The sequence below is a fragment of the Kitasatospora sp. NPDC048715 genome, assembly GCF_043198905.1.
GTDB lineage: Bacteria > Actinomycetota > Actinomycetes > Streptomycetales > Streptomycetaceae > Kitasatospora > Kitasatospora lactacystinica.
The window spans coordinates 215,781-241,093 of record NZ_JBICVH010000005.1 but is presented as its reverse complement, the minus strand read 5'-3'; the positions used below and the strand labels follow the sequence as shown (position 1 = coordinate 241,093).

Sequence of the window (25,313 nt, the reverse complement as noted above, 5' to 3'; positions counted from 1 at the left end):
GGCGGCCCCGCGTGCCAGGTAGAACTACTGCCACGACCACAGGGGAGGAAACCGAAGGTGATCGACACGACGACCCCGGCCGGCCGGGCCGCCCAGCTCCACGACCGCTACCCCAGCCTCGACGAACTCACCGCCACCGCCCACCAGTTGGCCGCCCAGCGGCCCGACCTGTGCCGGGTGCGCACCGTCGGCACCTCCCGCGCCGGACGCCCCCTGACCCTGCTGACCGTCGGCCGCGGCCCGCACGACCTCCTCGTCGTCGCCGGCGCCCACGCCGACGAGTTCGCCGGCCGGGCCGCCGTCACCGACCTCGCCCACCACGCCCTCACGGCCCAAGACCCGGACCTGGCCTGGCACTTCCTGCTCTGCCTCGACCCCGACGGCGCCCACCTCGCCGACGGCAGCCGCACCGCCCGCACCCTGCCCGCCTACTACGACCACTACTACCGCCCCGCCGCCGAGGACCAGCCCGAATGGGCCCCCGCCATCGGCTCCGACCTCCCCGAGAGCCGCACCCTCCTCCACCTCATCGACGAACTGCGCCCCACCCTCCAGTTCTCCCTGCACAGCACCGACGTCGGCGGCACCTTCGTCCAGGCCACCGGCGACCCCGCCGCCCTCGCCCACCCCTTCACCCGCTCCGCCGCCGACCTCGGCATCCCCGTCGAGACCGGCAACTACGACACCTTCCACCTGCACGAATCCGCCCCCGGCCTCTACCTCATGGCCCCCCACCACATCGACCACCAGGAGACCGCCACCGGCATGCTCACCCCCCACCAGGACGCCGGCGGCCGGGCCGGCACCTGGTTCGCCCCCCAGCGCCACGGCGGCCGGACCGTCCTGGTCGAAGTCCCCGCCTGGACCAGCGCCCACCTCGGCGACACCCGCCCCGCCGAAGCCGTCCGCCTCTACCTGCGCACCTGCGCCGACCGCCTGCGCCACCGCGGCACACTCCTCACCGCGCTCCTCGACGCCGCCCTGCCCTACGTGCGAAACCCCGACACCCCCCTGCTGCGCGCCGCCCGCACCCCGCTCACCGCACTGCACCGACTCGCCGACCAATGGGACCCGGACGTCCACGGACAGGACCTCCTGCGCACCCCGCTCACCCGCGCCCGCCTCACCGGCATCGACCTGTGGGCCCACCGCGTCCCGGTCCGCGCCGCCGCCCTGCTGCGCCGCGCCGTCCGCGTCGCCGGCGCCCCCGCCGCACCCCAGGCCGCCCGCCTCGACCACCTCCTGCGCGACTGGTGCGCCCAGTACCAGCGGACCTTCCAGCCCGCCTGGCTCCCCGTCGCCCGCCAGGCCGCCCACCAGGCCAACACCGTCCGCGCCGCCGTCGCCCTGCGCCACCCGCGGCGTTAGGCGTTCGTGCCCTCGGTGTCGATGTGCGGCAGCACCCGGTCCAGGAACCGCGGCGTCCACCAGGCCGCCGCCCCCAGCAGCGTCATCACCGCCGGAACCAGCAGCAGCCGCACCACCGTCGCGTCCACCAGCACGCTCACGGCCAGGCCCAGCCCCATCATCTTGATCACCACGTTGTCGCTGACGATGAACGCGGCGAACACGCTCACCATGATCAGCGCCGCACAGCTGATCACCCGCGCGGTGATCTCCAGCGCGTGCGCCACGGCGTCGTGGCTGCGCCCGGTGCGCAGCCACGCCTCGTGCACCCGCGACAGCAGGAAGATCTCGTAGTCCATGCTCAGCCCGAAGACGATCGCGAACATCATCATCGGCACGTAGCTCTCGATCGGCACCTTCCCCTCCACCCCCAGCGCCGGCCCGCCCCAGCCCCACTGGAAGACCGCCACCACCACCCCGTACGAGGCGGCGATCGACAGCAGGTTGAGCACCGCGGCCTTGACCGCGACCAGCGGGCCGCGGAAGACCAGCAGGATGATCAGGAAGGCCAGCCCGACCACCACCACGATGATCAGCAGCAGCCGGCTCGACACGATGTCCAGGAAGTCGACCTGCGCCGCCGTGTTGCCGGTCACGTACGTCTTCGCGCCCGTGCCGGCCACCGCGTCCGGCAGCACGGTGTCCGCCAGCCGGTTCACCAGATCGGTGGTGGCCCGGTCCTGCGGGGCGCTCGCCGGGATCACGGTGCCGAACAGCACCGCGCCGTCCGGGCTGGTCTGCAGCGGGGTGCTGCTCGCCGCGCCGGGCAGGCCGGTGAGCGCCTGCTGCACCGAGGCCGACAGCCCCGCCCGCGCCTCGGCGGGCACGGCGCTCTGGTCGACCACCACCGTCAGCGGCCCGTTCGAGCCCGGCCCGAAGGCCTGGGACATCAGGTCGTAGGCCCGCCGGTCGGTGAAGTCGGTGGAGTCCGCGCCGTCACCGATGTGGCCCAGCTGGATGGAGAACAGCGGGATCGACAGCACCACGAGCACCGCCACCCCGGCCACCAGGTACCGCCACGGCCGCGCCTGCACCCGCCGGGCGTACCGGTGCCAGGCCCCGCCCTCCACGTCCCCGCCGGCCTCCGCGACCGGACGGCGCACCGCGAACCGGTCCATCCGGCGCCCGATCAGCCCCATCAGCGCCGGCAGCAGGGTCAGCGCCCCGAGCACCGCCGACACCACCGTGATGCCCGCCGCCGCCCCCAGCTTGGCGATGAAGGAGATCCCCGACACCGACAGCCCGGACAACGCGACGATCACGGTGCAGCCGGAGACCAGCACCGCCCGCCCGCTGGTGGCCACCGCCTGCCCGGCGGAGGCCACCGGATCCACCCCGTCCATCAGGTTCTGCCGGTGACGGGTCAGCAGGAACAGCGCGTAGTCGATCCCCACCCCGATGCCGATCATCGTCGCCAGCGTCGGCGCCACCGTCGCGAAGGTGGACAGCGCCGCCACCAGCCCCAGCACCCCCAGGCCCACCACCGCCGCGAACAGCGCCGTCAGCAGCGGCAGCCCGGCCGCGATCGCACTGCCGAACCCCACCAGCAGCACCACGACCGCCACCGCGAAGCCGATCACCTCGCTGGAACGGTCGTCCGGCGCCGGCCGGGCCAGCTCGCCCAGCGGCCCCCCGTACTCCACCTGCACCCCGGCCGCCCGCAGCGGCTCCACCGCCGCGTCCACCCCCGGCAGGTAGTCCTTGCCCAGCAGGGTCGGGTTGGTGTCGAACCGTACGGTGAAGTACCCGGTCAGCCCGTCGGCGGACAGCGGCCCGCCCGGCGGCGGGCTCTGCCCCGGCGGCGGCAGCGGACTCTGCACCGACAGCACGTGCGGCAACTGCTGGAGCGAGGCCGCCGTCTGGGCGATCTGCGGCTGGAACCCCGTCAGCGGCGCCGCGTCGTGCAGCACCACCTGGGAACTGGTGCCCGCCGCGGCCGGCTCGTGCGCCTGCAGGACGTCCCGGCCCTGCTGCGACTGGGTGCCGGGCAGCGAGAAGTCGTCCGAGTAGGCGCCGCCCACCGACTTGTTGGCGGCCTGGATGCCGGCCAGGGCGATCAGCCACAGCACGATCACGATCAGCGAGTGGCGCGCGCACCACTCGCCCAGGCGGCGCAGCGCCGAGCGCCGGGCCGGCGCCGCGGCGGCCGGCGAGGGGGCGGGACGGGCGGACGGCGGCATGGAAGGCTCCCGGGTCTCCTGCACGGCGGTGCGCCGATCGGCGCAGTCTTCCCGGCCGCCCCGCGCCGCCCACCGGTACCGGCGGGTAGTCGCCCCTACGGCCCCGGGAACCGCCGCGATCGCGGCGGCGGCCGCAGCCGCGGGGGCGACGGGGCCGGTCAGGGCCGGTCAGGGCCGGCCGGGGCCGCCGAGGTCCGGGGTCACGACGGGGGCGGCGGCACCGACCAGGAGGACCAGTTCGTGGCCGCCGGGATTGGTCCGCACGGGCACGGTGCGCCAGTTGTTGGCCAGCCACACATTGCCCGACGGGTCGATCCGCAGGCCGGTGTTGCGTTCCAGCCCGTCGCTCGGGTAGCCGGTGTCGGGCGGCGAGATCGGCTGCCCCGTCGCGAAGCCGGGCGGACAGGCGGCGAGGTCGACGCCGCACAGCCGGGCGACGCGGTGGCCGCCGAAGTTGGCGACCCACACGGTGTCGTCGCCGTCGACGGCCACGCCCCAGGGCAGGAACAGGCCGCCGCCGGTGAAGGGTTCGGGGGCCGGGGTCCCGTCGGACCGGATCAGGGTCACCGAGGCGCCCGGGCGCGCACCGGCGTCGCCCGCCGCGGCGGCGTCCGCGAGGTCGCCCGCGGTGCCGTCGCCGCAGGGCACCGGCAGGATGCCGCTGTTGGAGACCCAGGCGTTGCCCCGGCTGTCGGTGGCGACGCCCAGCGGCCGCCGCAGACCGCCGCCGGTCACGGCCCGCTCCACGGTGCCGTCCGGGGCCAGGACCTGCACGCTGTCGCTGCCGTTCCCGCTCACCCACAGCCGCCCGGCGGGGTCGACGGCGGCACCGAAGGGCTTGTGCAGGGCCGGGGTGGGCACCTCCCGGGCCCGGGTGGCGTCACCGTCGGGGATCCGGGCCACGCTGTCCGCACCGCAGTTGGCCACCCACACGGTGCCCGAGCGGTCGGCGGCCAGGCCCTGCGGCTGGACGATGCCGCCGGCCCGCCAGCCCTCGGGCGGGGAGAGCACGGTGCCGTCCGGCGCGAACTGCGAGACGCTGCGCTCCAGCGGGGTCGGGTCGATCGGGCAACCACTGCCCTGGAAACCGAAGTTGGCGACCCAGGCGGAGCCCCGGGCATCCACGGCGACCCCGAAGCCGGCACCGTACAGGCCGCCGCCGCGGTAGGGGGCACCGGGGGCGTCCCGGCCGGTGGGGGTGAACTTCAGGACGCTCTCGCCGCCGCAGACCGGGACGGCGGGATCGGCGTCGTAGCGGTAGTTGTTGCTGACCCAGGCGTTGCCGTCGGCGTCGAAGGCGATGTTGCCCGGCCCGTCGATCTCCCGCCCGTTGCCGCCGTAGCGCAGGGCCACGGTCCAGGCCTCGGGGGCGGCGGGCAGGGCCGGCCGGTAGCGGGGAGTGGTGTCGGCGAGGGCGAACAGCCCGGCGGCGTTGTGCCCGGGGTCGTGGGCGATGTCCACCGCGGCCCGCAGGGTGTCGCGGGGCCGTTCGCGGCCGGGGCGCCGGGCCAGGTCGAACAACTGCTCGCAGGCGCCGCCGGTGACGCAGGCCGCGAGCAGGTTGGCGAGCGTGTTGAACTCCGCCATCGTCGAGGTGAGGGCGCCGTTGGGCGGGTCGGCGAGCGTCGCGGCGATGCCGCCGGTACCGGTGTCGGCCAGGTTGTGGGCGATCCCGGCGGCGTTCTGCAGCCCCGGACGGGGGCCGGCCACGCCCCGCGGGCCGGTGAAACGGGCCAGGGCGTAGGCGACGGCCACCGTGGTGCGCTCGTTGACGACGAGTTCGGGCGGGGCCTGGGCCCCGCTCAGGACGGCGGCCAGCGTCACCGGCCCCTGCGGCGGGCCCTGCCCGTCCCCGCCCCGCGCGCCGGCGGGCCCGGGCAGATCGGCGAGCACGTACAGCACCGCGCGCGGGTCCCCGGGGCGGCGGTAGTCCAGGACGAAGCGCCCGTCCCGCCCGCTGCGGGCGCGGGCCAGCACCCGGGGCGCGGCGCCCGCGCCGTCCCCGGCCCGGTAGAGCGTCACCTCGGCGCCGCCCAGCGGGGCGTCGCCGCTGCGCACCACCCCGCGCTGGCCGTCCGGCTGCCCGCCGTGCGGGGCGGGGGCCGCCGCGTGGGAGGGTCCGGCGGCGAGCTGGGCCAGGAGGGCGGCGGTCAGCAGGACGCCGCGGCGTCGGCGCATGGGGGCTCCGTTCGGCCGTAGGGGGACGACGGCCGCTGGACCGTCGTCCCCCTGCCTGCCACACCGGCGCCCCGCCCGGGCGCATCCGGCCGCGGGACGCGGCGGAAATTGCCCGGTACGGGCGATCCGGTGCGGGGCCCGTGCCCGGTCGGCCGCCGGCGGGGTCAGCTCGCGTTGAACTGGTCCGGGTGCGGGCCGGTGCGCAGGTCGCGGTCGCCGGCGGCGATCGCGGCCATGTCCTGCTCGGTCAGCTCGAAGCCGAAGACGTCGAGGTTCTGCCGGATGCGGGCCGGGGTGACCGACTTGGGGATGACGATGTTGCCGAGCTGCAGGTGCCAGCGCAGCACGACCTGGGCGGGGGACCTGCCGGTGCGCGCGGCGATCGCGGTGATCGCCGGGTCGTCCAGGACGGCGCCCTGGGCGAGCGGGCTCCAGGCCTCGGTGGCGATGCCGTGCCGGGCGTGGAAGGCGCGCAGCTCGGCCTGCTGGAGGCCGGGGTGCAGCTCGACCTGGTTGACGGCGGGCACCAGCGAGCTGTGGTCCAGCAGGCGCTGGAGGTGGGCGGGCTGGAAGTTGGACACGCCGGCGGCGCGGATGCGGCCCTCCTCGGCGAGGCGCTCCAGGGCGCGCCAGGAGTCGGGGTAGAGGTCGCGGGCCGGGGTGGGCCAGTGGATCAGGTAGAGGTCGACGTGGTCCAGGCCGAGCTTGGCGAGGCTGGCGTCGAAGGCGCGCAGGGTGGCGTCGTGGCCCTGGTCGGCGTTCCACAGCTTGGTGGTGACGAACAGGTCCTCGCGGGCCACGCCGGAGGCGGCCAGGGCGCGGCCGACGCCGGTCTCGTTGCCGTAGACGGCGGCGGTGTCGATGCTGCGGTAGCCGGCCTCCAGGGCGGAGGCGACGGCGGCGGTGGTCTGCTCGTCGGGGACCTGGAAGACGCCGAAGCCGAGCTGGGGGATCTCGACGCCGTTGTTCAGCTTCACGGTGGGGATGTCGGGGGTGGTCATGCGCTGTCTCCTTGGGGCGGTGCGGTCGGTGGGGGCGGAGCGGAGGGGCCGGGCGGCGGTGCTCACCGGGCGAGTCGGTCGAGTGCGGCGGCGGCGAAGGAGTGGTCCTGCTCGGGGGCGCCGCCGCCGACGCCGATGGCGCCGATCGGCCGGCCGTCGCGGTGGACGGGGATGCCGCCGGCGATGAACAGCAGCGGGCGGTCCAGCGCGGTGGGCAGGGAGTGGAACGGCCCGTCGGGCTTGACCAGGTCGACCAGGTCGGCGGTCGGGGCGTTCAGCTGGAGGGCGGTGTAGGCCTTGCGGGTGCTGGTCTCGCCGGAGATCAGCACGGCGCGGTCGTCGCGGCGGAAGGCGAGCAGGTGGCCGCCCGCGTCCAGGACGGTGACGCTGACGGTCACGCCCGCGGCCTCGGCGGCGGTCCGGGCGGCGTCGACGAGGAGTTCGGCGTCGGCGGTGGTGAGCGGGGCGACGGCGGTGGTGGTGCTCATGAGGTCTTCTCCGGGGTGGGGGAGCGGGGTCAGTGGTGGGCGGGGACGGGGGCGGCGGCGGGGGCGGCGGCCGCGGTCACCCGCCCGGGGGTGCGGCGCTCCAGGGCGGCGGACCAGAAGGCCAGCAGCAGGGCCGCGCCGGCGAGGACGGCGCCGACCCAGTTCGGGGCGGTGTAGCCGAGACCGGCGGTGATGACCATGCCGCCGAGCCAGGCGGCCAGCGCGTTGCCGAGGTTGAAGGCGCCGATGTTGACGGCGGAGGCCAGGGTGGGGGCGCCGTGGGCCTGGTCCAGGACCCGCTTCTGGAGCGGGGGGACGGTGGCGAAGCCGAGGGCCCCGACCAGCAGGACGGTGACGGCGGCGGCGACCTTGTTGTGGGCGGTGAGGGTGAACAGCGCCAGCACCACGGCGAGCCCGCCGAGGGTGGTGTAGAGCATCGGCATCAGCTTGCGGTCGGCGTAGCGCCCGCCCAGCAGGTTGCCGAGGAACATGCCGACGCCGAACAGCACCAGCAGCCAGGTGACGGAGCCCTCGGCGTAGCCGGTGACGTTGGTCATCATCGGGGCGATGTAGGTGATCGCGGCGAAGACGCCGCCGAAGCCGAGTACGGTCATCGCCATCGCGAGCAGCACCTGCGGGTTGCGGAAGGCGGTGAGCTCGCGGCGCAGGTGGGCGCCCTCGGCGCGGGGCATGGCGGGTACGAGCCGGGCGATGCCGAGCAGGCCGAGCACGCCGAGCGCGGCGACGCCGGCGAAGGTGGCGCGCCAGCCGACGGCCTGGCCGATGAAGGTGCCCAGCGGCACGCCGACGATGTTGGCGACGGTCAGCCCGGTGAACATGGTGGCGATGGCGCCGGCCTTCTTCTGCGGGGCGACCAGGTCGGCGGCGACGACGGAGCCGATGCCGAAGAAGGCGCCGTGGGCGAGTGAGGTGACGATGCGCCCGGCCAGCATCACGGGGAAGGACGGGGCGAACGCGGAGAGCAGGTTCCCGGCCGTGAACAGGCCCATCAGCAGCATGAGCATGGTCTTGCGGCCGATCCGGGTACCGAGGGCGGTCATCAGCGGGGCGCCGACGACCACGCCGAGGGCGTAGCCGGTGACCAGCAGGCCCGCGCTGGGGATGGAGACGCCGTAGTCGCCGGCGATCCGGGGCAGGAGGCCCATGATCACGAACTCGGTGGTCCCGATCCCGAATGCGCCGATGGCCAGGGCGATGAGAGCGAGAGGCATGGGCCCGAACCCTTCTGTGATTGCTTGAGCTAGCGCCTTGCGTGCTTAAACAATAGTTGCAGACGCGCGATAAGTGCAAGCGAGGGTATGGGGCATTCGCCATAGGTTGCACGCGGCACAGGTTGCATGCGCCATGGGTTGCATGCGCAACGGGGTGGGGTGGACGGGAAACGCGACCGGGCCCGGCCCGTCCGAACCGTGGGTGCGGTTCGGACGGGCCGGGCCCGGGGGGAGCGGCGGGTGCGGGGCCGGCCGGGGTCAGCGGGCGGGCGAGGCGGCGTCCACGGCCTCGACCGCGCGGACCAGCGAGGTCAGCTCGGGGTTGCGGGCGGCCTCGTCGAGCGCCTCGCGCAGGGCGGCGTCGTTGGTCGGCCGGGCCCGCTCCAGGAGCTTCAGCCCGTCCTCGCTCACGTTGGTGTAGATGCCGCGGCGGTCGGTCGGGCACAGGTAGCGCGCCAGCAGGCCGCGGTCCTCCAGTCGGGTGACCAGGCGGGTGGTGGCGCTCTGGCTGAGCACGACCGCGTCGGCGGCCTGCTTCATCTGCAGGTGCCCGCCCTCGTCGTCGTGCTGGCGGCTGAGCACGTCGAGCAGCGAGTACTCGCGCACGCTCAGGTCGTGCTCGGCCTGCAGGGCGCGTTCGATGTGGGACTCGATCCGGCCGTGCAGGAGGGACAGGGCGTTCCAGCCGCTGGCGAGGGCGGTGAGCGCGGGGTCCGTGGCGGTCATGGGGCCTGGCCTCCTTGCAGATGTGGCTGGGTCCAGGATAAGCCATGAACTGAAATATCGGCTAGGGCTTGTATAGCGCTTGTGCAAATAATCTTCCAAGAGTGGGCCCCGCGCGGGCCCGGGCGGGTCCGAGTGGGGTGCCGGGTGCGAGACGTCGGGCGGTGCCCAGTGTTCGCAAGGCTTTGGCGTAAATGGTTCAGACCATTGACGCGAGGGGAAGGCAGCTCCTACGGTGTCGGGCAACCGGTCTGGCGCGGGCATGCCATGTCTCGGGCAGGCCGCCGTGCGCACCCCCACGCGCACGCGCACGCCCCGCGCCGGGCGCACACTCCATCCACCCCCACGGAGGAGCACCATGCGCAAGCGCCATCTGATCGCCGCCGCCGCGGCCGCGATCGCCCTGCCGATCGCGGCGGCCCTGCCGGCCCAGTCGCACGGCTTCATCAACCTGCCGCCGAGCCGTTCCGCGCTCTGCGGCGCCAACGCCGTCCCGTGGGACTGCGGCGACATCCAGTGGGAGCCGCAGAGCGTCGAGGGCCCCAAGGGCTTCCCGGGCCGCGGCCCGGCGGACGGCACCATCTGCGCCGGCGGGGACGCCCGCTGGGCCCCGCTGGACAACCCCCGCGGCGGCGCCTGGCCGACCACCAGGGTGACGGCGGGCCAGCAGCTCACCTTCACCTGGGAGATCGAGGCCCGGCACTCCACCACGAACTTCAAGTACTACCTGACCAAGCCCGGCTACAGCGCGAGCCAGCCGATCACCCGGTCCGCCCTGGACCTGACCCCGTTCCTGACCGTCCCCTACAACGGCCGCCAGCCCGCCGCCACCACCACCCACACCGGGACCCTGCCCACCGGCCGCACCGGCCACCAGGTGATCGTCGCCGTCTGGGAGATCGCCGACACCGGCAACGCCTTCTACTCCTGCACCGACGTCCAGTTCTGACCGCCCCCGGGCCGTCCCGACGGCCCTGACCGGTCGCGTCGCACCGGGCCCGACCGGGCCCCACCGCTCCCGACCGCGTCCCGCCGACGCCGCCGCCCGACTCCGGACGGCGCCGGCGGGCCGCCCGACCGCACCGCACCGCAGACCCCGGGCCCGACCGCACCGCAGACCCCCGCCAGAGCCCCGCCCGGGCCGTGCTCGCGCGCCGCAGAAGCCGCAAATAGGTACATTGACGACATTTGGCAGCAGTGCCAGGCTTCGCGCGTCCACGAAAGAAGGCCGACCGCCTTCGGAAAGGGTCTCCATGCGCCCCGACCTCAGCCCCGCCGTCCTCGCCGAGCTGCGCCGGCCGCGGCCCTATCCGGTGGTGTCGATCCTGATGCCCACGCACCGCCGGGAGCCGGACAACACCCAGGACCCGGTCCGGCTGCGCAACCTGCTGGCCGAGGCGAAGGAGCGCGTCCAGGCGGACCCGGAGGTCTCCCGCGCCGACCGGATCGACGTGCTGGAACAGCTCGACCGGGCCCACACGGAGGTCGACCTGGTGCACGCCGAGGACGGCCTGGCGATCTTCGCCGCCCCCGGCGAGCACCAGGTCTGGTCACTCGGGCGCACCGCCCCCGCCCGGGTGGTCCTGTCCGACACCTTCCTCACCCGCAACCTGGTCGCCGCGCACGCCGCCGAGCGCCCGTTCTGGGTGCTCGCGGTCGCCGCCGACAAGGTGGTGCTCTGGGGCGGCACCGAGGAGCGGGTCGCCGAGGAGAAGGGCCGCGGCTTCCCGCTGGTGCGCGTCTTCGACAACCCCGACCCCGAACGCCAGGAGCAGATCGGCGACACGCCCAGCACCTTCCGCGACGAGGCGACCAAGACCTTCCTGCGCCAGGCCGACACCGAGGTCGGCAAGCTGCTGGCCGCCGCCCCCCGCCCGCTGTACGTGGTCGGGGAGGCCGCCGCGCTCGCCCTGCTGGACGCCGTCGGCCCGATCGCCAAGGAGTCCACCGCGCAGCTCCCGCACGGCGGCCTGGCCCAGGCCGACGCCGAGACCGTCCGCAAGGTGGTCGAACCCGCCGTGCGCGCCCACGCCGACCAGGAGGTCGCCGAGCACCTCGCCCAGCTCGACAAGGCCCGCGGCGCCCAGCAGTTCGCGGCCGGCCTGGACGAGGTCTGGCGGACCGTCGGCGAGGGCCGGGTCGCCCGCCTGGTGGTCGAGGAGAACTACCGCGCCACCGTGCGCGACGAGGGCGAGCACCTCGTGCCCGCCGAGGCCGACCAGCCCGGCGCCCGCGAGGACATCGTCGACGAGGTGATCGAGCGCACCCTGGACACCGGCGGCCAGGTCGGCTTCGTCCCCGACGGCACCCTCGCCGACAGCGACCGGATCGCCGCCGTCCTGCGCTACTGACCCGCCCTCGACCGCGGCCGCCCGTCCGGTAGGCCCGGCGGGCGGCCGCGGCGCATCGGAGGCAGCCGCTCCCGTCGCACAGGGCGACCGTCCGGCCGGCCCGCCCCCACCGCGCGTCCCCCCGCCGCACCCGTCCCCCGACCCGCCCACCGCGCCCGTACGGAAACGAACCGGCCGAACGGGGCAAGGAACGCGCCACCTTCGCGAACCGCACGCGCAATGGTCACGAACGGTTTTCGGACTCGTGACGTCCGGTTCGGCAACCGCCCCTAGCCTGCCGCGCATGACACAGAGTCACCGCCCCCGCGCGGGCCGCCGCACCGGCCTGCTCGCCGCCGCCGTCGCCGCCTCGCTCGGCCTCACCGCCGTCGCCCTGAACGCCCCCAGCGCCGTCTCCGCCGAAGCCGCCCCCGCCCCCGCCGCGGCCGGCGCCGCCCCGGCCCCCGGCGAGGTCGTCGTCGACGAGACCTTCACCGCCCCCGCCCTGCCCGCCGGCTGGGCCGCCGTCGAGGGTGACTGGAAGGTCGAGGGCGGCCGCCTGGTCGGCACCTCCGCCAACTCCGGCCAGCAGAGCCGGATCACCTTCGGCCGCCACCTGGACGACTTCCGCATCGAGGCCACCGCCCGCTTCGAGACCGTCCAGGACGGCGCCCGCTGGACCGCCCTGGGCCTCGACGTCCCCGCCTCCGGCGCCACCCCCTGGTCCATCGCCACCATGCGCACCGGCACCACCGCCGCCAACGGCCTCGAATTCGCCCGGCGCACCCCCGCCAACGCCTGGAACGTCACCGACACCGCCGCGGCCCCCACCGCCGCCGGCACCGGCCGCGACGTGCGCATCGCCGTCGAGGTCCACGGCACCACCGCCCGCTGGATCTTCGACGGCAAGGAGGTCATGCGCACCACCCAGGTCGCCCGCAGCGCCGACGGCGGCCAGGCCCTGGTCGTCAACGGCGCCAAGGTCTCCTTCGACGACCTCAAGGTCACCGCCCTCGCCCCCGCCGGCCGGCTGCGCCCGGCCGGCGCCCCGCTGACCGTCTTCGCCCACCGCGGCGCCTCCTCCGCCGCCCCCGAGAACACCCTGGTCTCCGACGAGATCGCCCGCCGCGGCGGCGCCGAGTGGATCGAGAACGACGTCCAGCCCAGCAAGGACGGCGTCCCCTACGTCCTGCACGACGACACCGTCGACCGCACCACCGACGGCAAGGGCCGCATCCGCGACCTGACCGCCGCCCAGCTCGACACCCTGGACGCCGGCTCCTGGTTCGGCCCCGTCTACGCCGGCGCCCGCATCCCCACCCTGGCCGCCCAGCTGGAGGACCTGCGCACCCGCGGCGGCAACCTGCTGCTGGAGATCAAGGGCAAGCACAGCCGCGACGAGGTCGCCCGGATCGTCCAGGAGGTGCGCGACCAGAGGATGACCGGCCGGGTCTTCGTCCAGAGCTTCGAGGTCGACGCCCTGCGGTACACCCGCGAACTGGCCCCCGAACTGCCCCTGGGCCTGCTGCGCGGCGACCTCGACGCCGACCCGGTGGCCGTCGCCAAGGACCTCGGCCTGTCCGCCTACAACCCCTCCGACGGCGGCCTCGCCGCCCGCCCGGCCGTGGTGAAGGACCTGCACGCCGCCGGCGTCGCGGTCAACGTCTGGACGGTCGACTCGGCCACCCGCTGGAAGGCCCTGGAGGCCGCCGGCGTCGACGGCGTCATCACCAACCGCCCGGCGGAGCTGGCCGGTTGGAACAGCGCCTGGCTCCAGGGCGGCAACCCCGTCCGCCCCGTCGCGCCCACCGTGGCGATCACCTCCCCGGCCGCCGGCACCACCCTGGACCGCGCCCAGCAGCCGGTCACCGCCGTCCAGGCCACCGGTGCCGACACCGTCCGCCTCACCCTGGACGGCAAGGAGCTGGCGCCCGGCACCGCCCTGGACACCGCCGCCCTCCCGCTCGGCAGGCACACCCTGCGCGCCGAGGCCACCGGCCCCGGCGGCCGCGCCGAGACCACCACCGAGTTCACCCTCGCCGCCACCCCCACCGGCCTGGCCGCCCTGGTGCTCACCTCCGGCGCCGACCGCAACGCCGTCGCCACCCTGACCGTGATGCTCGGCCAGGGCCAGTACCGGCCGCTCGCCCAGTGGGCCGACGACCAGGCCGGGCGCACCGTCCCCGCCGACCGCGCCCGCCTGATCGCCGCCGACGCCCGCGCCCTGGACACCGCCCCGCGCGGCTGACACCCCGTCGGGGGCGTTCCCGGGGGCGGCCCCTGCCGGCCGGAGCCCGTCCCGGCAGCGCGAGGCCGCGCCCACGCGAGGCGTGGGCGCGGCCGGGGGAGTGCGGTCGTGACGGGGCTCAGCGGGTGCGGCGGGCGCGGCGGATGCGGATCAGCAGGAGCGCGCCCGCGGTGACGGCGCCGAGCGCGGTGAGGCCGACGACGGGCAGCAGCCGGGCCGCGTTGCTACCGGTCTCGGGCAGCTGGCCGCCGTGGCCGTGGTCGGGCGGGGGGACGTGGGTCGGGCTGTGGCCCGGGCTGTGGGTCGGGTGCGGCGAGTGGCTCGGGCTGTGGCTCGGGCCGGGGCTCGGCGACGGCGTCGGGCTGGGGCTGGGGCTGGGTACGGTGACCGGGACCTCGGTGCGGCAGCGCGCGTCCGTCGAGCCCTGCGAGCAGTTGTTGGCGTAGGTGCCGGAGGAGACGGCGTTGCGCAGGACCGCGTCGGCGGCCAGCGGGGAGCGCACGGTGACGGAGTAGGTGATGGTCACGGTGGCCCCGACGGGCAGGTCCCCGCTCCAGGTCAGCGCGGTGCCCGCGAACTGGACCTGACCGCGGTCCGCGGTGGCGTCGTTGTTGTACGCGGCGGAGTTCAGCACGCCCGACAGGTCGTCGGTGAGGGTCACCCCGGGGGCGTCGGTCCGGCTGGTGTTGGTGGCCTGGATCCGGTAGCGGACGGTGTCGCCGGGCTTGGCGGTGGTCGGGTCGGCCGTCTTGACGATGGTGTAGCCGGGCACGGCGGCGACGGTGTTGCGCACGGTGTTGCTGGTGCGCTCCTGGGCCCGCTGGGTCTGGCTGCCCCGGAAGTGGAGCGTGGCCGTGTCGTCGAGGTGGGTGCCGACGGCGGTGGAGGCGTCGACGGTGACCTGGAAGGCGACGTTGGCCTCGGCGCCCGGGGGCAGGTCGGGGACCGTGCAGGTGACGGTCTGTCCACTGGCCTGGCAGGCCGGGTTGGAGGCGGGGACGAAGGTGGTGCCGACCGGGATCGTGTCGGTCACGGTGACGCCGGTCGCGGTGTCGAGGTCGGTGCTGGTGCCGTCCTGGCGCCGGTTGGCCACCGCGAAGGTGTAGGTGATGGTCTCGCCGGGGCCGACCAGCCCGGGCGGGTTGTCGTCGGGGCTGCCGGGCGGGGTGTTGGCCTTGGTGATCCGCAGGTCGGGTTCGAGGGCGTCCAGGGCCAGCCAGGCCGCCTGCGGTTCCAGGGCGTCGCCGGCGCCGCTGATGCGGACCAGCGCCTGCTCGCTGCCGGCCGGGATCTTGCCGGTCACGTCGATGATCCGGGCGTCGTAGCCGTAGTTGTTGACCGGGTCGGGGTCGCGGGTGGTGATGTTGGTGCCGGTGCCGTCCGTCGCGACGTGGTCGATCCGGCTGGTGAACGCGTTGTCCGTGCCGATCCCGGTGGGGCCGGGCATCGGCAGCAGGGTCAGGTCGGTGGGCGTGGAGCCGACGGCCAGGGAGTCCCCGGCGATCGGCGCGTCACCGTCGCCCACGGTGATCCCCATGACGGCCCGCGGGGCCTGGGTGGCGGGGGTGCGGATGCCGCCGAGGGTGAGGGTCGTCGAGTTGTTGGGGTCGCGCAGCAGCTGGTAGCCGTCCCAGACCTGGAGGTAGCGCAGCGGCTCCGCCGTGTCCTCGTACGCGACCACCAGCGACCAGCCGCCCCAGCAGCCCACGTTGTTGCCGCCGAAGTTCTGCGCGGAGGAACGGCCGCTGCACGCCTGGATGTCGGCGACGGTGTAGCTGCCCGCACCGGCCGCCCTGACCTCCGCCGTCACGTCCTTGACCGCCCCGGCGGCCAGCAGCGGCTCCGGCGGGTTCCCGCCCACCATCTGGTCGAACCAGTCGTAGGTGTCCGCGCTCACCTGCTGGTACCCGCTCGCGCCCGGGACCTTCCAGGAGACCCGGTTGCCCAGGTTGATGTCCCCGGACGTGCCGTTGGTGCTCGTCCCGGTCGGGTTGAACTGCCAGTACAGGCGCGCCGACAGGACGTTCGCCCCGGCCGGCAGCAGCAGCTGCGCCGAGGAGGCGTTGGGGCCCGGCGCGTTCGGGTCGACCTTGACGAACTTGGTCCGGCCGTTGTTCGACCCCTCGGTGTCCGAGCAGACCGTGCCGTCACTGTCGTCGCAGGTCAGCACCGAGTTGGAGGCCATCGTGAGGTTGCCGTGCGCCAGCAGGTCGACCACCGGGTCCGGGCCGATCGGGCGCTGCGTCCCGGCCCCGCGCGGCTTCGGCCGCGCCGCCCTGCCCTCCGCCTTCGCCGCGGGTCGCTCCGCCGCGTTCGCCGCCGGCCGGGCCCGCACGGCCTGCGGCGGCCCCGCCGAGGCCGCCGGGGCCGGAACGCTCAGGGCGGCGGCGCCCGCACCGAGCACCACCGCCAGCAACGCGGACAGGACGTGCGGCGGGCGCGGACGCACTCGTCGGACAGGTGACACGGGAACCTCGCTGTCGGGAGGTGACACGAACAGCAGAACCACGTACCTGCGCGGACGGGCGTCGACGCCTGCCGGACGGTTCTTTCACCCGCCTGGGGCAACACCGCTTGACGGTCCGTCCGAGGCGCGCGAGCGGCCGGTACCCAGGATTCGGTACGGGGGATTGGGTAGCGCTACGCATTGTTCCCGCCCCCGCCCAGCCGGTTTCCTGGAGCCCGCCCCACACCGACGACCCTCACCCCCGGAGGTCGCCCCATGACCCGCCGCGAACGTCTCCGGCTCTACGCCGACACCCACTTCACCGCCCCCGACCCCGGGCTGGTCCTGCCCGCCCGCCGCAGCAGCGGCCTGCGCCGGCCCGGCCTGGCCCGGCTGGCCCGGCTCTCCCGGCTCGTCGAACGCGCCGGGCACCACCGGCACGGCTGACCCCGGAGCCGGGCACCACCGGCACGGCCGACCCCGGACCGGGTCCCGCCCCTTGAGGGAGCGGGCGGGACCCCCTTCCCCTCCCTCAGCCGGTGCCCTCCGGGGCCCCGTCCGCGGCGGCCAGCGCCTCGCCCAGCCCCGCCCGGCCCACCCCGAGCTTGCGCAGCGCACTCGCCACGTGGTGCTCGACCGTACGGGTCGACAGGAACAGCGCCCGGGCGATGTCCTGGTTCGCCGCGCCCTGGGCGGCCAGCGCCGCGACCTGACGCTCGCGCGGGGACAGCCGCTCGCCGTAGCCGCGCCGCCCCGGCGAGGCCGCCCGGCCCAGGCCCAGCTCCCGCCGCAGCCGCTGGCAGCGGGCCGCGTCCGAGGCCGCGCCCAGCGCCAGATAGGCCCGCTCGGCGGCGGCGATCCGCTCCCCGGCCGCCGCCCGGTCGCCCCCCGCCGCCACGGTCGCCGCCCGCTCCTCGGCCCGCGCCTGCTCGTACGGGCGCCCGATCCGCTGCCACAGCCCGGCCGAACGCACGAACTCCGCACCCGCGCCCGCCGGATCCCCGCCGACGCCCGCCGGATCCGTACCGGCCAGCAGCAGACCGCCGGCGAAGGCCAGCGCCGCCCGGGCCGCCGGCGCGTCCCGCCCCTCCAGATGCGCCCGCGCCTGCTCGACCAGCTCCGCCGCACCCGCCGCGTCGCCCGCCGCCAGCAGCACCTCGACCGCCACCGGCAGCAACTCGGCGGCCCGCGGCCAGGCCCCGGCCCGGCGCAGCGCGTCCAGCGCCGGCACCAGCGTGGCCGCCGCCCGCGCGACGTCCCCCTCCGCCAGCTGCAGCCCCGCCAGCCCCGCCGCCGCCCGCAGCGCCCCGGTCACCTGCGACTCCCGCTCCCCGTACGGGCCCGCCTCCGTGAAATGGGCGCGCGCCTCCGCGAGCCGGCCGCGCGCGGCCGCCAGCCGTCCCCGCAGCAGGGCCTGCTCGACCCCGGCCATCGCGAGGTCCGGGAACTCCGCGCCCAGCGCGGCCAGCCGCTCCTCCAGCCCGTCCCACTGCCCGGCCAGACCGTCCAGCCGCACCAGCGCGATCCGGCTGTAGCACTCCAGATAGGGGATCGCCGCCCGACGGGCCAGGCGCCGGCTCTCCTCCAACAGCCGTGCCGCCCGCCGGTCGTGGCCCAGCTCCACGGCGATCTCACCCGCGTTGTACAGCGCACGGGCGGTCTGCCGGACGATCTCCGGCCGCCGCGAGCTGCGCGGCAGCGCGTCCAGCTGCTCCCACACCGCGGGGTCGCCCTCGCGCGCCAGGAGCGTCAGCCGGGTGGCCCGCACCGCGGCGGCCACCTCCTCGTCCGGGTCCGCGGCCAGCGTCCGCTCGGCCCGCTCCAGCCACTGCCGGGCGCGCTCGCCGGCGCCGTCGCGCTCGTTCATGGCCAGCGCCACCATCGCCCGGGCCGCCCGGCCCGGACGCTGCTCCAGCTCGTCGAGGGACTCCTCCATCCGGTCGAAACCGGCCCGGTCCCCGCCGTGCACCGCCATCAGGAAGCCCAGCGACAGCCGGATCTCGCCGCGATCGGGCACCGGCAGCCGCGGATCGGCGATGATCGCGGTCAGCACCGCGGCACTGGCCACCGAATCCACACCGTCGGCGGCGATCCGCGCCAGCGCCAGCGCGGCCCGCCCGCGCCGCCGCGGATCGAGGTCGGGCTCGTCCAGCAGCCGGCGCAGCAGCGCGCCGGCACTGCCGCTGTCCCCGAGCGCCACCGCCTGGTCGGCGGCCGCCTCGGCCACCTCCTGCCAGGCCGCCCGGTCGCCGAGCGCCAGCGTGTGGTGCGCGATCTGCACCAGCGGCCTCGGCTCGCGCTCGCCCAGCGCCGCCACCGCCCGCCGGTGCAGCGCGCCGCGCCGCGGCCCCGGCAGCCGGCGGTAGGCCACCTGCTGCGCCAGGACGTGCCGGAACCCGTAGCGGGCCAGCGGCTTCTCGTTGAGCACCGCCGCCCGCAGCGCCTCGGTGAGGCCGTCCGCCGCGGCCTGCGGGTCGAGGCCGGCCACGGCGGCCAGCAGCTCCTCCCCGGCTGGCACGCCCAGCACCGCGGCGGCCGAGGCGATCGCGGAGGCCTCCGGGGACAGCGCCGCGAGCCGCTCGGTCACCGCGTCGCGCAGGCCGCGCGGCACCTCGGACTGCTCCAGGTCGGCGGCCAGGTCCGCGGCGTTGGTCAGCGCGCCGGCACCGCGCTGCTCGCACAGCGTGATCAGGTCCTCCTCGGCGACCAGCGGCAGGCCCTCGCTGCGGTCGAACAGCACCCGGGTGAGCGCCGCCGTCGCGCGCGGGCCCAGCGCCGCCCGGGCCAGCTCGTCGACCTCGGCCTCGGCGAGCGGGGCCAGCCGGATCAGCGCGCCGCCCACCCCGGCCGGGCGCCGGTAGGCCGCGCCGAGCGCGGGGGTGTCCGGCGCCAGGTCCTCGGCCCGGTAGGTGAGCACCAGGGCCAGCCCCGCCGGCACGTCCCGGGCCAGCAGCAGGAGCAGCTCGCGGGTGGCGTCGTCCACCCAGTGCAGGTCCTCCACGACCAGTACCGTCTCGCCGAGCGCGCCGAGCAGGGCGCGCACCGCCTGGACCAGCAGCCGCAGCCCCGGCGTCCCCTCGCCGGCGGCCGCGGGCAGCGGCGGCAGCCGGTCGGCGAGGTCGGGCAGCAGCGGGCGCAGCGCCCCGGCGCTGGCCGGGATGCGGTCGGCGGGCGGCAGGAACGGGCCGACGCCGCGCAGCGCGTCCACCACCGGGCCGAAGGCCAGCGGCTCGCGCAGCGGATGGCAGAAGCCGGTCAGCACCAGGCGGCCCGCCGCCGCGGCACCGGCCGCGGCCTCGGCCACCAGGCGGGACTTGCCCAGGCCGGCCTCGCCCTCGACCAGGACCACGGCGGGCGGGCGGAGCATCGCGTCGGTCAGGCGGTCCAGTTCGGGCCGGCGCCCCACGAACACGAAACCGGCGCCGGGCGATCCCGGCTCGACGGGCCGACTCACGGCCGTCCGGTCGGTTCGGGTGCGCGGCGCTCGCCGAGGAGGGGTGCGAAGGCCATGGGCACATCATGCCGTGACGGCTTGCGGCGGTACCCGCCGGGGCGCCCTCCCCGCGGTGCGTTCCGGTGGCGCGTTCCCGCGGTGTGTTCCCGAGGTGCGGGCGGTGTGTCCGTGCGCGTACGGGCGGTGCGGGCAGTGTGTTCAGGCGGTCCGGGCGCGGACCGGCGGGTGGTGCGGCGGGACGTCCGGGCCGGGCAGTTCGAGTACCGCGCAGCCCAGCGCCTCCAGTCGGCGCACGGTCGCCCGGGCGCTGCGGTCGTCGAGCGAGAAGACGAACGGCCCCGGCACCAGCACCACGTTCACCCAGCCCTGTTCGGCCCGCTCCAGCAGCCGCTCCAGGGCGGGGTGCGGGTCGCCGGAGCGCGCCCCGTCGTCCAGGAAGGCGGAGGGCACCGGCAGGCCGCGGTAGCGGGCCAGGCGCTCCAGCACCGCGCGCTGGTACTCCAGCCCCGCCGCGTCGGCGGGGTAACAGCGGAGGTACAGCGCGGGCCGGGCCGGGAGGCCGGGGTGCGGGGGGCCGGGGTGCGGGGGGCGGTCGGTCATGTCGTTCACCTGCCCGGTGGGTGAGGAGTGCGACGGGGGTGGGGCGCCCGTCCACTCCAGCAGGCCCCGGTGAACAGTGCGGGATCAATAGCGGTCGCCACCCAATCGTGCGACCGCCGAACAGGTCACCGCCCCGCCCCGCAGGCCCCGCGGGCCCCGGGCGGCGCCCGCGTTCCCAGCCGTCCCGGGGGCCCCGCGCGGCGCGCCGGGGCGCTCCAGCCCGTTGACGCGGCGTCAACGGGCTGGAATGAAGCGCACGTTCGCACCGAGGAGGAAATCGGCATGATCGACAGGCGCACCTTCACCAGGGCCGTCGGACTCGGCGCGGGCACCACCGCGCTGTCCCTGGCCGCCCCGCCCCTGCCCCTGCCCCAGGCCCAGGCCCAGGCCCAGGCCCGGGACCGGGACCGGGCCCGGGCCGCCGGGGCCGCACCGGCCGGAACCCCCGTACCGGCCGGGTCGGCCCCGGCCGCCGGTGCCCCCGCCCCTGCACCGGCCGCCGCCCCCGTCGGCGCCCCTGCCCCCGTCGGCGCCCCCGGCCCCGCCGCCCGGACCGGCTTCGCCCGCCTGGCCCAGATCCGGGCCGGCCTGCTCGACGTCGGCTACGCCGAGGACGGCCCGGCCGACGGCCCGGTCGTCGTCTGCCTGCACGGCTGGCCGTACGACATCCACAGCTACGTCGACGTCGCCCCGCTGCTCGCCGCCCGGGGCTACCGGGTCGTCGTGCCGTACCTGCGCGGCCACGGCACCACCCGCTTCCTGTCCGAGCGGACGATGCGCAACGCCCAGCAGGCCGCGGTCGCCCTGGACGTGCTCGCCCTGATGGACGCGCTGGGCATCCGGCGGGCCGTGCTGGCGGGCTTCGACTGGGGCTCGCGCACCGCCGACATCATCGCCGCGCTGTGGCCCGAGCGGGTCGAGGCGCTGGTCTCGGTCAGCGGCTACCTCGTCACCGACGTCGAGATGCAGAAGGAGCCGCTGGCGCCCGCCGCCGAGCACACCTGGTGGTACCAGTTCTACTTCGCCACCGAACGAGGACGGCGTGCCATGGAGGACCGGGACAAGCGCCGCGAGCTGTGCCGCCTGGTCTGGCAGCAGGTCTCGCCGACCTGGGCCTTCGACGACGCCGTCTTCGACCGCACCGCCGCCGCCTTCGACAACCCCGACTACGCGGCGATCGTCATCCACAACTACCGCTGGCGGCTGGGCCTGGCGGAGGGCGAGCACCGCTACGACCAGTTGGAGCGCCGCCTCGCCGCCCGTCCCCGGATCGCCGTGCCGACCGTGACCCTGGACGCGGGCCGCGACCCGTTCACCGCCCCCGGCGACGGCGCCGGCTACCGCGACTTCTTCACCGGCCCCTACCTCCACCGGAGCCTGCCCGAGGTCGGCCACAACGTCCCCCAGGAGGCACCCGAGGCCTTCGCCCGGGCGGTTGTCGACGCCGACCGGCTCTGAGCGCGGACGGGTCGGCGGACGCGCCGCGCGGGGGCGACGGGCGGGGAGGGTCTCGCGGCTCCGTGGGGGAGGAGCCGCGAGACGTCGGTCACCGGGCGCCGGCGGTCGGCCGTGCGGCCGTCACCCGGAAGTCGTCCACCGCTGCTCGGAGCCGCCGGTGCAGGGCCACTGGACGACCGGCGCACCCGGCGTCGTGCTCGAACCGCCGACCGCGGCGCACAGGCCGCTCGCCCGGTTCTTGATCTGCGCGAAGCCCGTGTCCGGGTTCGAGCCGAAGTACCAGGTCTGCTCCCACCCCTTGTCGCAGCCGTACTGGATCAGCTGGACGCCGGCGTTCGGCGAACTCGCCGGATCCGCCAGGCACTTGCCGCTGTTCTTGTTCACGATCTCGTAGCCGCCGCCGGAGTTCGGCATCGGGTAGAGGCCCCAGTACTGCTCGGCGCCGCCGTAACAGGACCACTGGATGATCCCGGCCCCGCCCGCCGTGCTCCCGGCCCCGACCGACAGGCAGTGCTGGCTGTTGTAGTTCCAGAGCTCCACGATCTCCCCGTCCCGGACCGAGGGGGACGCGGTACCGCCGCCCTGCCGCGCCGCGGTCGGCGCCGAGGCCGAGGCCGGTGTCACGTGCTGGGCGGCGGGCTCGGCGGTCCGGGCGGTCGCCGAACCCGCGGTGCCGATGGCGAGGGCTGCCGCCGCGGTCGCGACCGCGGCCAGCTTCCTGTGAATGATCACGGGTCCTGGATTCCTCTCAAGGCCGGGCTGTGCGGTGAATCCAGGAAACGCCAAGCCGATCGACCGGTCGAATGATTCGATTTCTTTCGAAAGGGCCGGCGAAGGGGGAGCGTCTGTGATCCGGATTCGTCTGGGGGCCCGGGGGCTGGGAAACGTCAGGTTCGCGGTCTCGCCGGTGGGCTCCGCCAAGGACCTGCTCCGCCTCGTCGGGTTCAGCCCGGGCACGCTGACCCCGCCGTGGCGGACCAGGGCCGCGGGCGCGCTGTCCCGGCACCGGCTCGGGCTGCTGGCCGTGGTCGGCGGGGGCGGCCCCCTCGGGTACGCCCCCGACTTCCTCCGGCCGGAGCCGCCGGGCTTCCTGACCGACATCGACACGGCGCTGCACCAGATCGCGACGACCCCGCGGGAGCGCGTCCGCTACGAGTTGACCGAGGCCGTCAACGGCCACTCCTGGGACCCCGGCTCCAGCCACCCGCCGCCCAGGCAGCTCCTGCGGGCCCTCGACCGCGGGGAGGACCACTTCGCGCACCGCCTCGCCGACGAGATGGCGCGGTTCTGGCACGAGGCGCTGGAGCCCTCGTGGCCCGCCGTCCGGGCCCGCCTGGAGGCCGACGTCGGCGCCCGGGCCTCCGAGATCGCCCGACGCGGGCTCGCCGAGACCCTCAACCGCCTGGCCCCCAACCTGGAATGGCGCGACGGCGAACTGGTCGTGCACCTGCGCACCGGCGGCATCCACCAGCTGACGCTGGACGCGGACGCGGTGATCCTCACGCCGAGCGTCTTCGTCGACTGGGCCCTCTTCTGCGCGGGGGAGCCGCCCGGTGCGCCGGCCCCGCGCACCCCGCTGATCGTCTACCCCGCGGGGCAGATCGACTGCCGGCCCGCGGCCCGGGACCATCCGCTGATCGGCGCGACACGGCTGAAACTCCTGGCCGAGCTGAGCCAGCCGCGCTCCACGACGGAGCTCGCCCGGCGGCTGTACCTGAGCCCGGCCACCGTCTCCTACCACCTCCAGCTCCTGCACCGGGCCGGACTCGTGACCCGCACCCGACGGTCCCGGCAGGTCCTCTACCAACGGCTCGGCACAGCGGCGCCCGGCCCCGGTTGAACACCGCGTACGGTCGCGCCCCCAACGCTCCTGACGCCAGGAGGCGTACGGGCATGTCCTTTCGGCCAACGTCGGGCGAGCGGACTTTGCCTGCCAGGACAAACCTTCCGGGCAGTCCTGACTGAGAGTCTGGGGCGCATGGCCATCTCAACAACACTGTCCGAGGTCGTGGACTCGGCGACACGCCCGGGTGACCCGGGACTGTCCGTCGGGATCTACACCGACGGGAAGCTGATCCACCAGGCGTCCGCGGGGCTGGCGAGCGTGGAGTTCGAGGCGCCGGTCGACACCCGCACACGGTTCGACATCGCCTCCATGAGCAAGCAGTTCACCGCCGCGGCGGCGTTGCTGCTGTGCCGGGACGGGCGACTGTCGCTGGACGACGACATCCGCACGCACCTGCCCGAGCTGAAGTTGGCGGTGCCGGTGACCGTCGGTCAATGTCTGCGGCACACGGGAGGTCTGCGGGACTGGCTGGCCCTGGCGACGATCGCCGGCCGCCCGCTGACGAGGATCACCCAGGACCAGACGCTGGCCTTCGTGGCAGGGCTGACCGAGGTCGACTTCGAACCGGGGACCGCGTTCTCCTACTCCAACACGGGGTACGTCCTGGTCGCCTCGCTCGTGCGGCGGCTCACCGGTCGCACCCTGGGGGAGTTCACCACGGACCGGATGTTCGCACCGCTGGGCATGAACGAGACCGTGTTCCGCGAGGACAGCCGGGAGCCGTTGCCGCGATTCGCCTACGGGTACGACGTCACCCGCGGTGCCGTCCGGCGCGCCGACACCGAGGAGTCCGCGGTCGGCGACGGCGGCCTGGCCACCAGCGTCGCCGACCTGGCGCCGTGGTTCGGGTTCCTGCAGGACGGCCGGGTCCTGGGCGCCGACATCCGCGACGGGCTGTTGCGGCAGGTCGACTCCGGGGACGGGCAGGAGTGGCCGTACGCGCTGGGTCTCTACCGCACGACGATCGCGGGCCACCCGGCGTTCGGCCATGCCGGCGGTGTCCCCGGATACCGGTCCCAGCTGCTGTTCATGCCGGACGCCGACCTCGGCGTGGCGCTGCTGAGCAACAACTCCTCGATCGACTCCGCGAAACTGGCCACTCGGGTGCTCCGGCTGGCCGCCGGGCTGCCCGAGGACGATCCCGTCGCGCTGACGGCGGACCCGGTGGCCGCCGAGCCCGCCGCCCGGCTGACGGGGGACTGGCTGGATCCGCGATCCGGCCTCACCCTGCGGATCGACGCCGTGGGCAACGGCCGGATCCGCATCCACGACGCGCCGTCCGCCGGCGAGTTCGCCCCGGCCGTCGACGGCAGCTGGCAGGGCCTGGAGGACAGCGCCGGCTTCTGGCTGCGGGTGTCGTCCGGCACGATCAGGATCGGATCGGTGTACCGCCCCGGCCGCGCCACGGAGTACCGGCGCTGTCCCCCCGCGGCGGCCGGTGCCACACTGCCACCGGCCGTCTACCGCAGTCCGGAACTCGGTGTCCTGGCGACGGTCACCCGGGACGGCACGCTCGAACTCGGCCTGGAGTTCGTCGGGACGATCGAACCGGCACCGGACGGCGCGTTCCGCGCGGGCGGCCTGATCAGCCTGCGCCCCAGCGGCGACGACCTCCTGATCAGCACGCACGGTGTCCACCGGATGCGCTTCGTCCGACAGCCCGACGACACCGCCCCCCTGGGACTTCCCCCCGGCCTCAACCTCGTCCCCTGACCGCCCCCG

At 75.6% G+C, this 25,313-nt stretch carries 18 protein-coding genes; 8 read left to right on the top strand and 10 right to left on the bottom strand.

The window, feature by feature from the left end:
• Window positions 1–57 precede the first annotated feature (57 nt).
• A complete protein-coding gene (locus ACGFSC_RS11990) occupies window positions 58–1,368 on the top strand; it encodes a M14 family zinc carboxypeptidase (RefSeq protein ID WP_359910785.1) in 1,311 nt (436 codons plus the stop codon).
• Here the strand turns inward: ACGFSC_RS11990 and ACGFSC_RS11985 are convergent.
• From ACGFSC_RS11985 to ACGFSC_RS11960, 6 genes are all read right to left on the bottom strand, one after another.
• A complete protein-coding gene (locus ACGFSC_RS11985; RefSeq protein ID WP_359910788.1) occupies window positions 1,365–3,587 on the bottom strand; it encodes an MMPL family transporter in 2,223 nt (740 codons plus the stop codon). The genes ACGFSC_RS11990 and ACGFSC_RS11985 overlap by 4 nt on opposite strands.
• Window positions 3,588–3,755: 168 nt before the next feature.
• A complete protein-coding gene (locus tag ACGFSC_RS11980) occupies window positions 3,756–5,765 on the bottom strand; it encodes an NHL repeat-containing protein (RefSeq protein ID WP_359910791.1) in 2,010 nt (669 codons plus the stop codon).
• Between the two features lie 164 nt (window positions 5,766–5,929).
• Window positions 5,930–6,766 (bottom strand): aldo/keto reductase, encoded by an 837-nt coding sequence (locus ACGFSC_RS11975; protein ID WP_359910794.1) that lies wholly within the window; start codon window positions 6,764–6,766, stop codon window positions 5,930–5,932.
• Between the two features lie 62 nt (window positions 6,767–6,828).
• Complete coding sequence (locus ACGFSC_RS11970; RefSeq protein ID WP_359910797.1) at window positions 6,829–7,254, bottom strand: heme-binding protein; 426 nt, start codon at window positions 7,252–7,254, stop codon at window positions 6,829–6,831.
• Window positions 7,255–7,283: 29 nt separating this feature from the next.
• On the bottom strand, window positions 7,284–8,486 hold the full coding sequence (locus tag ACGFSC_RS11965; protein ID WP_359910799.1) for an MFS transporter: 1,203 nt from the start codon (window positions 8,484–8,486) through the stop codon (window positions 7,284–7,286).
• Between the two features lie 258 nt (window positions 8,487–8,744).
• On the bottom strand, window positions 8,745–9,212 hold the full coding sequence (locus ACGFSC_RS11960; RefSeq protein WP_359915502.1) for a MarR family transcriptional regulator: 468 nt from the start codon (window positions 9,210–9,212) through the stop codon (window positions 8,745–8,747).
• Between the two features lie 355 nt (window positions 9,213–9,567).
• Here ACGFSC_RS11960 and ACGFSC_RS11955 point away from each other — a divergent pair, with 355 nt between their 5' ends.
• The 3 genes from ACGFSC_RS11955 to ACGFSC_RS11945 all read left to right on the top strand — a co-directional run bounded on the left by ACGFSC_RS11955 (window position 9,568) and on the right by ACGFSC_RS11945 (window position 13,787).
• Window positions 9,568–10,158: a lytic polysaccharide monooxygenase gene (locus ACGFSC_RS11955; protein WP_359915504.1), complete on the top strand. Its 591-nt coding sequence runs from the start codon at window positions 9,568–9,570 to the stop codon at window positions 10,156–10,158.
• A gap of 304 nt (window positions 10,159–10,462) precedes the next feature.
• Entirely contained in the window at window positions 10,463–11,560 is a 1,098-nt protein-coding gene (locus ACGFSC_RS11950; protein ID WP_359915506.1) for a chemotaxis protein, read from the top strand.
• A 283-nt stretch (window positions 11,561–11,843) separates the two neighbouring features.
• Window positions 11,844–13,787 carry a glycerophosphodiester phosphodiesterase family protein gene (locus ACGFSC_RS11945; RefSeq protein ID WP_359915508.1) on the top strand — a complete coding sequence of 648 codons (1,944 nt, stop codon included), beginning with the start codon at window positions 11,844–11,846 and terminating at the stop codon, window positions 13,785–13,787.
• Between the two features lie 118 nt (window positions 13,788–13,905).
• Here the strand turns inward: ACGFSC_RS11945 and ACGFSC_RS11940 are convergent, their stop codons facing one another.
• A complete protein-coding gene (locus tag ACGFSC_RS11940; RefSeq protein WP_359915437.1) occupies window positions 13,906–16,236 on the bottom strand; it encodes an LPXTG cell wall anchor domain-containing protein in 2,331 nt (776 codons plus the stop codon).
• Between the two features lie 273 nt (window positions 16,237–16,509).
• Here ACGFSC_RS11940 and ACGFSC_RS11935 point away from each other — a divergent pair, with 273 nt between their 5' ends.
• Window positions 16,510–16,680, top strand: a complete 171-nt coding sequence (locus ACGFSC_RS11935) for a hypothetical protein (protein WP_359915435.1) — start codon at window positions 16,510–16,512, stop codon at window positions 16,678–16,680.
• A gap of 85 nt (window positions 16,681–16,765) precedes the next feature.
• Here ACGFSC_RS11935 and ACGFSC_RS11930 read toward each other — a convergent pair whose 3' ends face one another.
• Window positions 16,766–19,687 (bottom strand): AAA family ATPase, encoded by a 2,922-nt coding sequence (locus ACGFSC_RS11930; RefSeq protein ID WP_359915433.1) that lies wholly within the window; start codon window positions 19,685–19,687, stop codon window positions 16,766–16,768.
• Between the two features lie 198 nt (window positions 19,688–19,885).
• The gene (locus ACGFSC_RS11925; RefSeq protein WP_359915431.1) at window positions 19,886–20,287 is read right to left on the bottom strand and encodes a recombinase family protein; all 402 of its coding nucleotides are present in this window, start codon (window positions 20,285–20,287) and stop codon (window positions 19,886–19,888) included.
• 282 nt (window positions 20,288–20,569) lie between these two features.
• On the opposite strand from ACGFSC_RS11925, the gene ACGFSC_RS11920 reads away from it, so the two are divergent.
• Complete coding sequence (locus ACGFSC_RS11920; RefSeq protein ID WP_392863084.1) at window positions 20,570–21,745, top strand: alpha/beta fold hydrolase; 1,176 nt, start codon at window positions 20,570–20,572, stop codon at window positions 21,743–21,745.
• Window positions 21,746–21,865: 120 nt separating this feature from the next.
• On the opposite strand, the gene ACGFSC_RS11915 is transcribed toward ACGFSC_RS11920, so the two are convergent.
• Window positions 21,866–22,477 (bottom strand): RICIN domain-containing protein, encoded by a 612-nt coding sequence (locus tag ACGFSC_RS11915; protein ID WP_359906171.1) that lies wholly within the window; start codon window positions 22,475–22,477, stop codon window positions 21,866–21,868.
• A gap of 115 nt (window positions 22,478–22,592) precedes the next feature.
• Here ACGFSC_RS11915 and ACGFSC_RS11910 point away from each other — a divergent pair, with 115 nt between their 5' ends.
• Complete coding sequence (locus ACGFSC_RS11910) at window positions 22,593–23,585, top strand: helix-turn-helix domain-containing protein (RefSeq protein WP_359906174.1); 993 nt, start codon at window positions 22,593–22,595, stop codon at window positions 23,583–23,585.
• A gap of 138 nt (window positions 23,586–23,723) precedes the next feature.
• The gene (locus ACGFSC_RS11905; protein ID WP_359906177.1) at window positions 23,724–25,304 is read left to right on the top strand and encodes a serine hydrolase domain-containing protein; all 1,581 of its coding nucleotides are present in this window, start codon (window positions 23,724–23,726) and stop codon (window positions 25,302–25,304) included.
• Window positions 25,305–25,313: the final 9 nt, after the last annotated feature.

What these genes read in the sequence shown, in the direction of transcription:
- ACGFSC_RS11985 (WP_359910788.1), bottom strand. Translation starts at nt 3,587, where the DNA reads ATGCCGCCGTCCGCCCGTCCCGCCCCCTCGCCGGCCGCCGCGGCGCCG.
- ACGFSC_RS11980 (WP_359910791.1), bottom strand. Translation starts at nt 5,765, where the DNA reads ATGCGCCGACGCCGCGGCGTCCTGCTGACCGCCGCCCTCCTGGCCCAG.
- ACGFSC_RS11975 (WP_359910794.1), bottom strand. Translation starts at nt 6,766, where the DNA reads ATGACCACCCCCGACATCCCCACCGTGAAGCTGAACAACGGCGTCGAG.
- ACGFSC_RS11970 (WP_359910797.1), bottom strand. Translation starts at nt 7,254, where the DNA reads ATGAGCACCACCACCGCCGTCGCCCCGCTCACCACCGCCGACGCCGAA.
- ACGFSC_RS11965 (WP_359910799.1), bottom strand. Translation starts at nt 8,486, where the DNA reads ATGCCTCTCGCTCTCATCGCCCTGGCCATCGGCGCATTCGGGATCGGG.
- ACGFSC_RS11960 (WP_359915502.1), bottom strand. Translation starts at nt 9,212, where the DNA reads ATGACCGCCACGGACCCCGCGCTCACCGCCCTCGCCAGCGGCTGGAAC.
- ACGFSC_RS11955 (WP_359915504.1), top strand. Translation starts at nt 9,568, where the DNA reads ATGCGCAAGCGCCATCTGATCGCCGCCGCCGCGGCCGCGATCGCCCTG.
- ACGFSC_RS11950 (WP_359915506.1), top strand. Translation starts at nt 10,463, where the DNA reads ATGCGCCCCGACCTCAGCCCCGCCGTCCTCGCCGAGCTGCGCCGGCCG.
- ACGFSC_RS11945 (WP_359915508.1), top strand. Translation starts at nt 11,844, where the DNA reads ATGACACAGAGTCACCGCCCCCGCGCGGGCCGCCGCACCGGCCTGCTC.
- ACGFSC_RS11935 (WP_359915435.1), top strand. Translation starts at nt 16,510, where the DNA reads ATGACCCGCCGCGAACGTCTCCGGCTCTACGCCGACACCCACTTCACC.
- ACGFSC_RS11925 (WP_359915431.1), bottom strand. Translation starts at nt 20,287, where the DNA reads ATGACCGACCGCCCCCCGCACCCCGGCCCCCCGCACCCCGGCCTCCCG.
- ACGFSC_RS11920 (WP_392863084.1), top strand. Translation starts at nt 20,570, where the DNA reads ATGATCGACAGGCGCACCTTCACCAGGGCCGTCGGACTCGGCGCGGGC.
- ACGFSC_RS11905 (WP_359906177.1), top strand. Translation starts at nt 23,724, where the DNA reads ATGGCCATCTCAACAACACTGTCCGAGGTCGTGGACTCGGCGACACGC.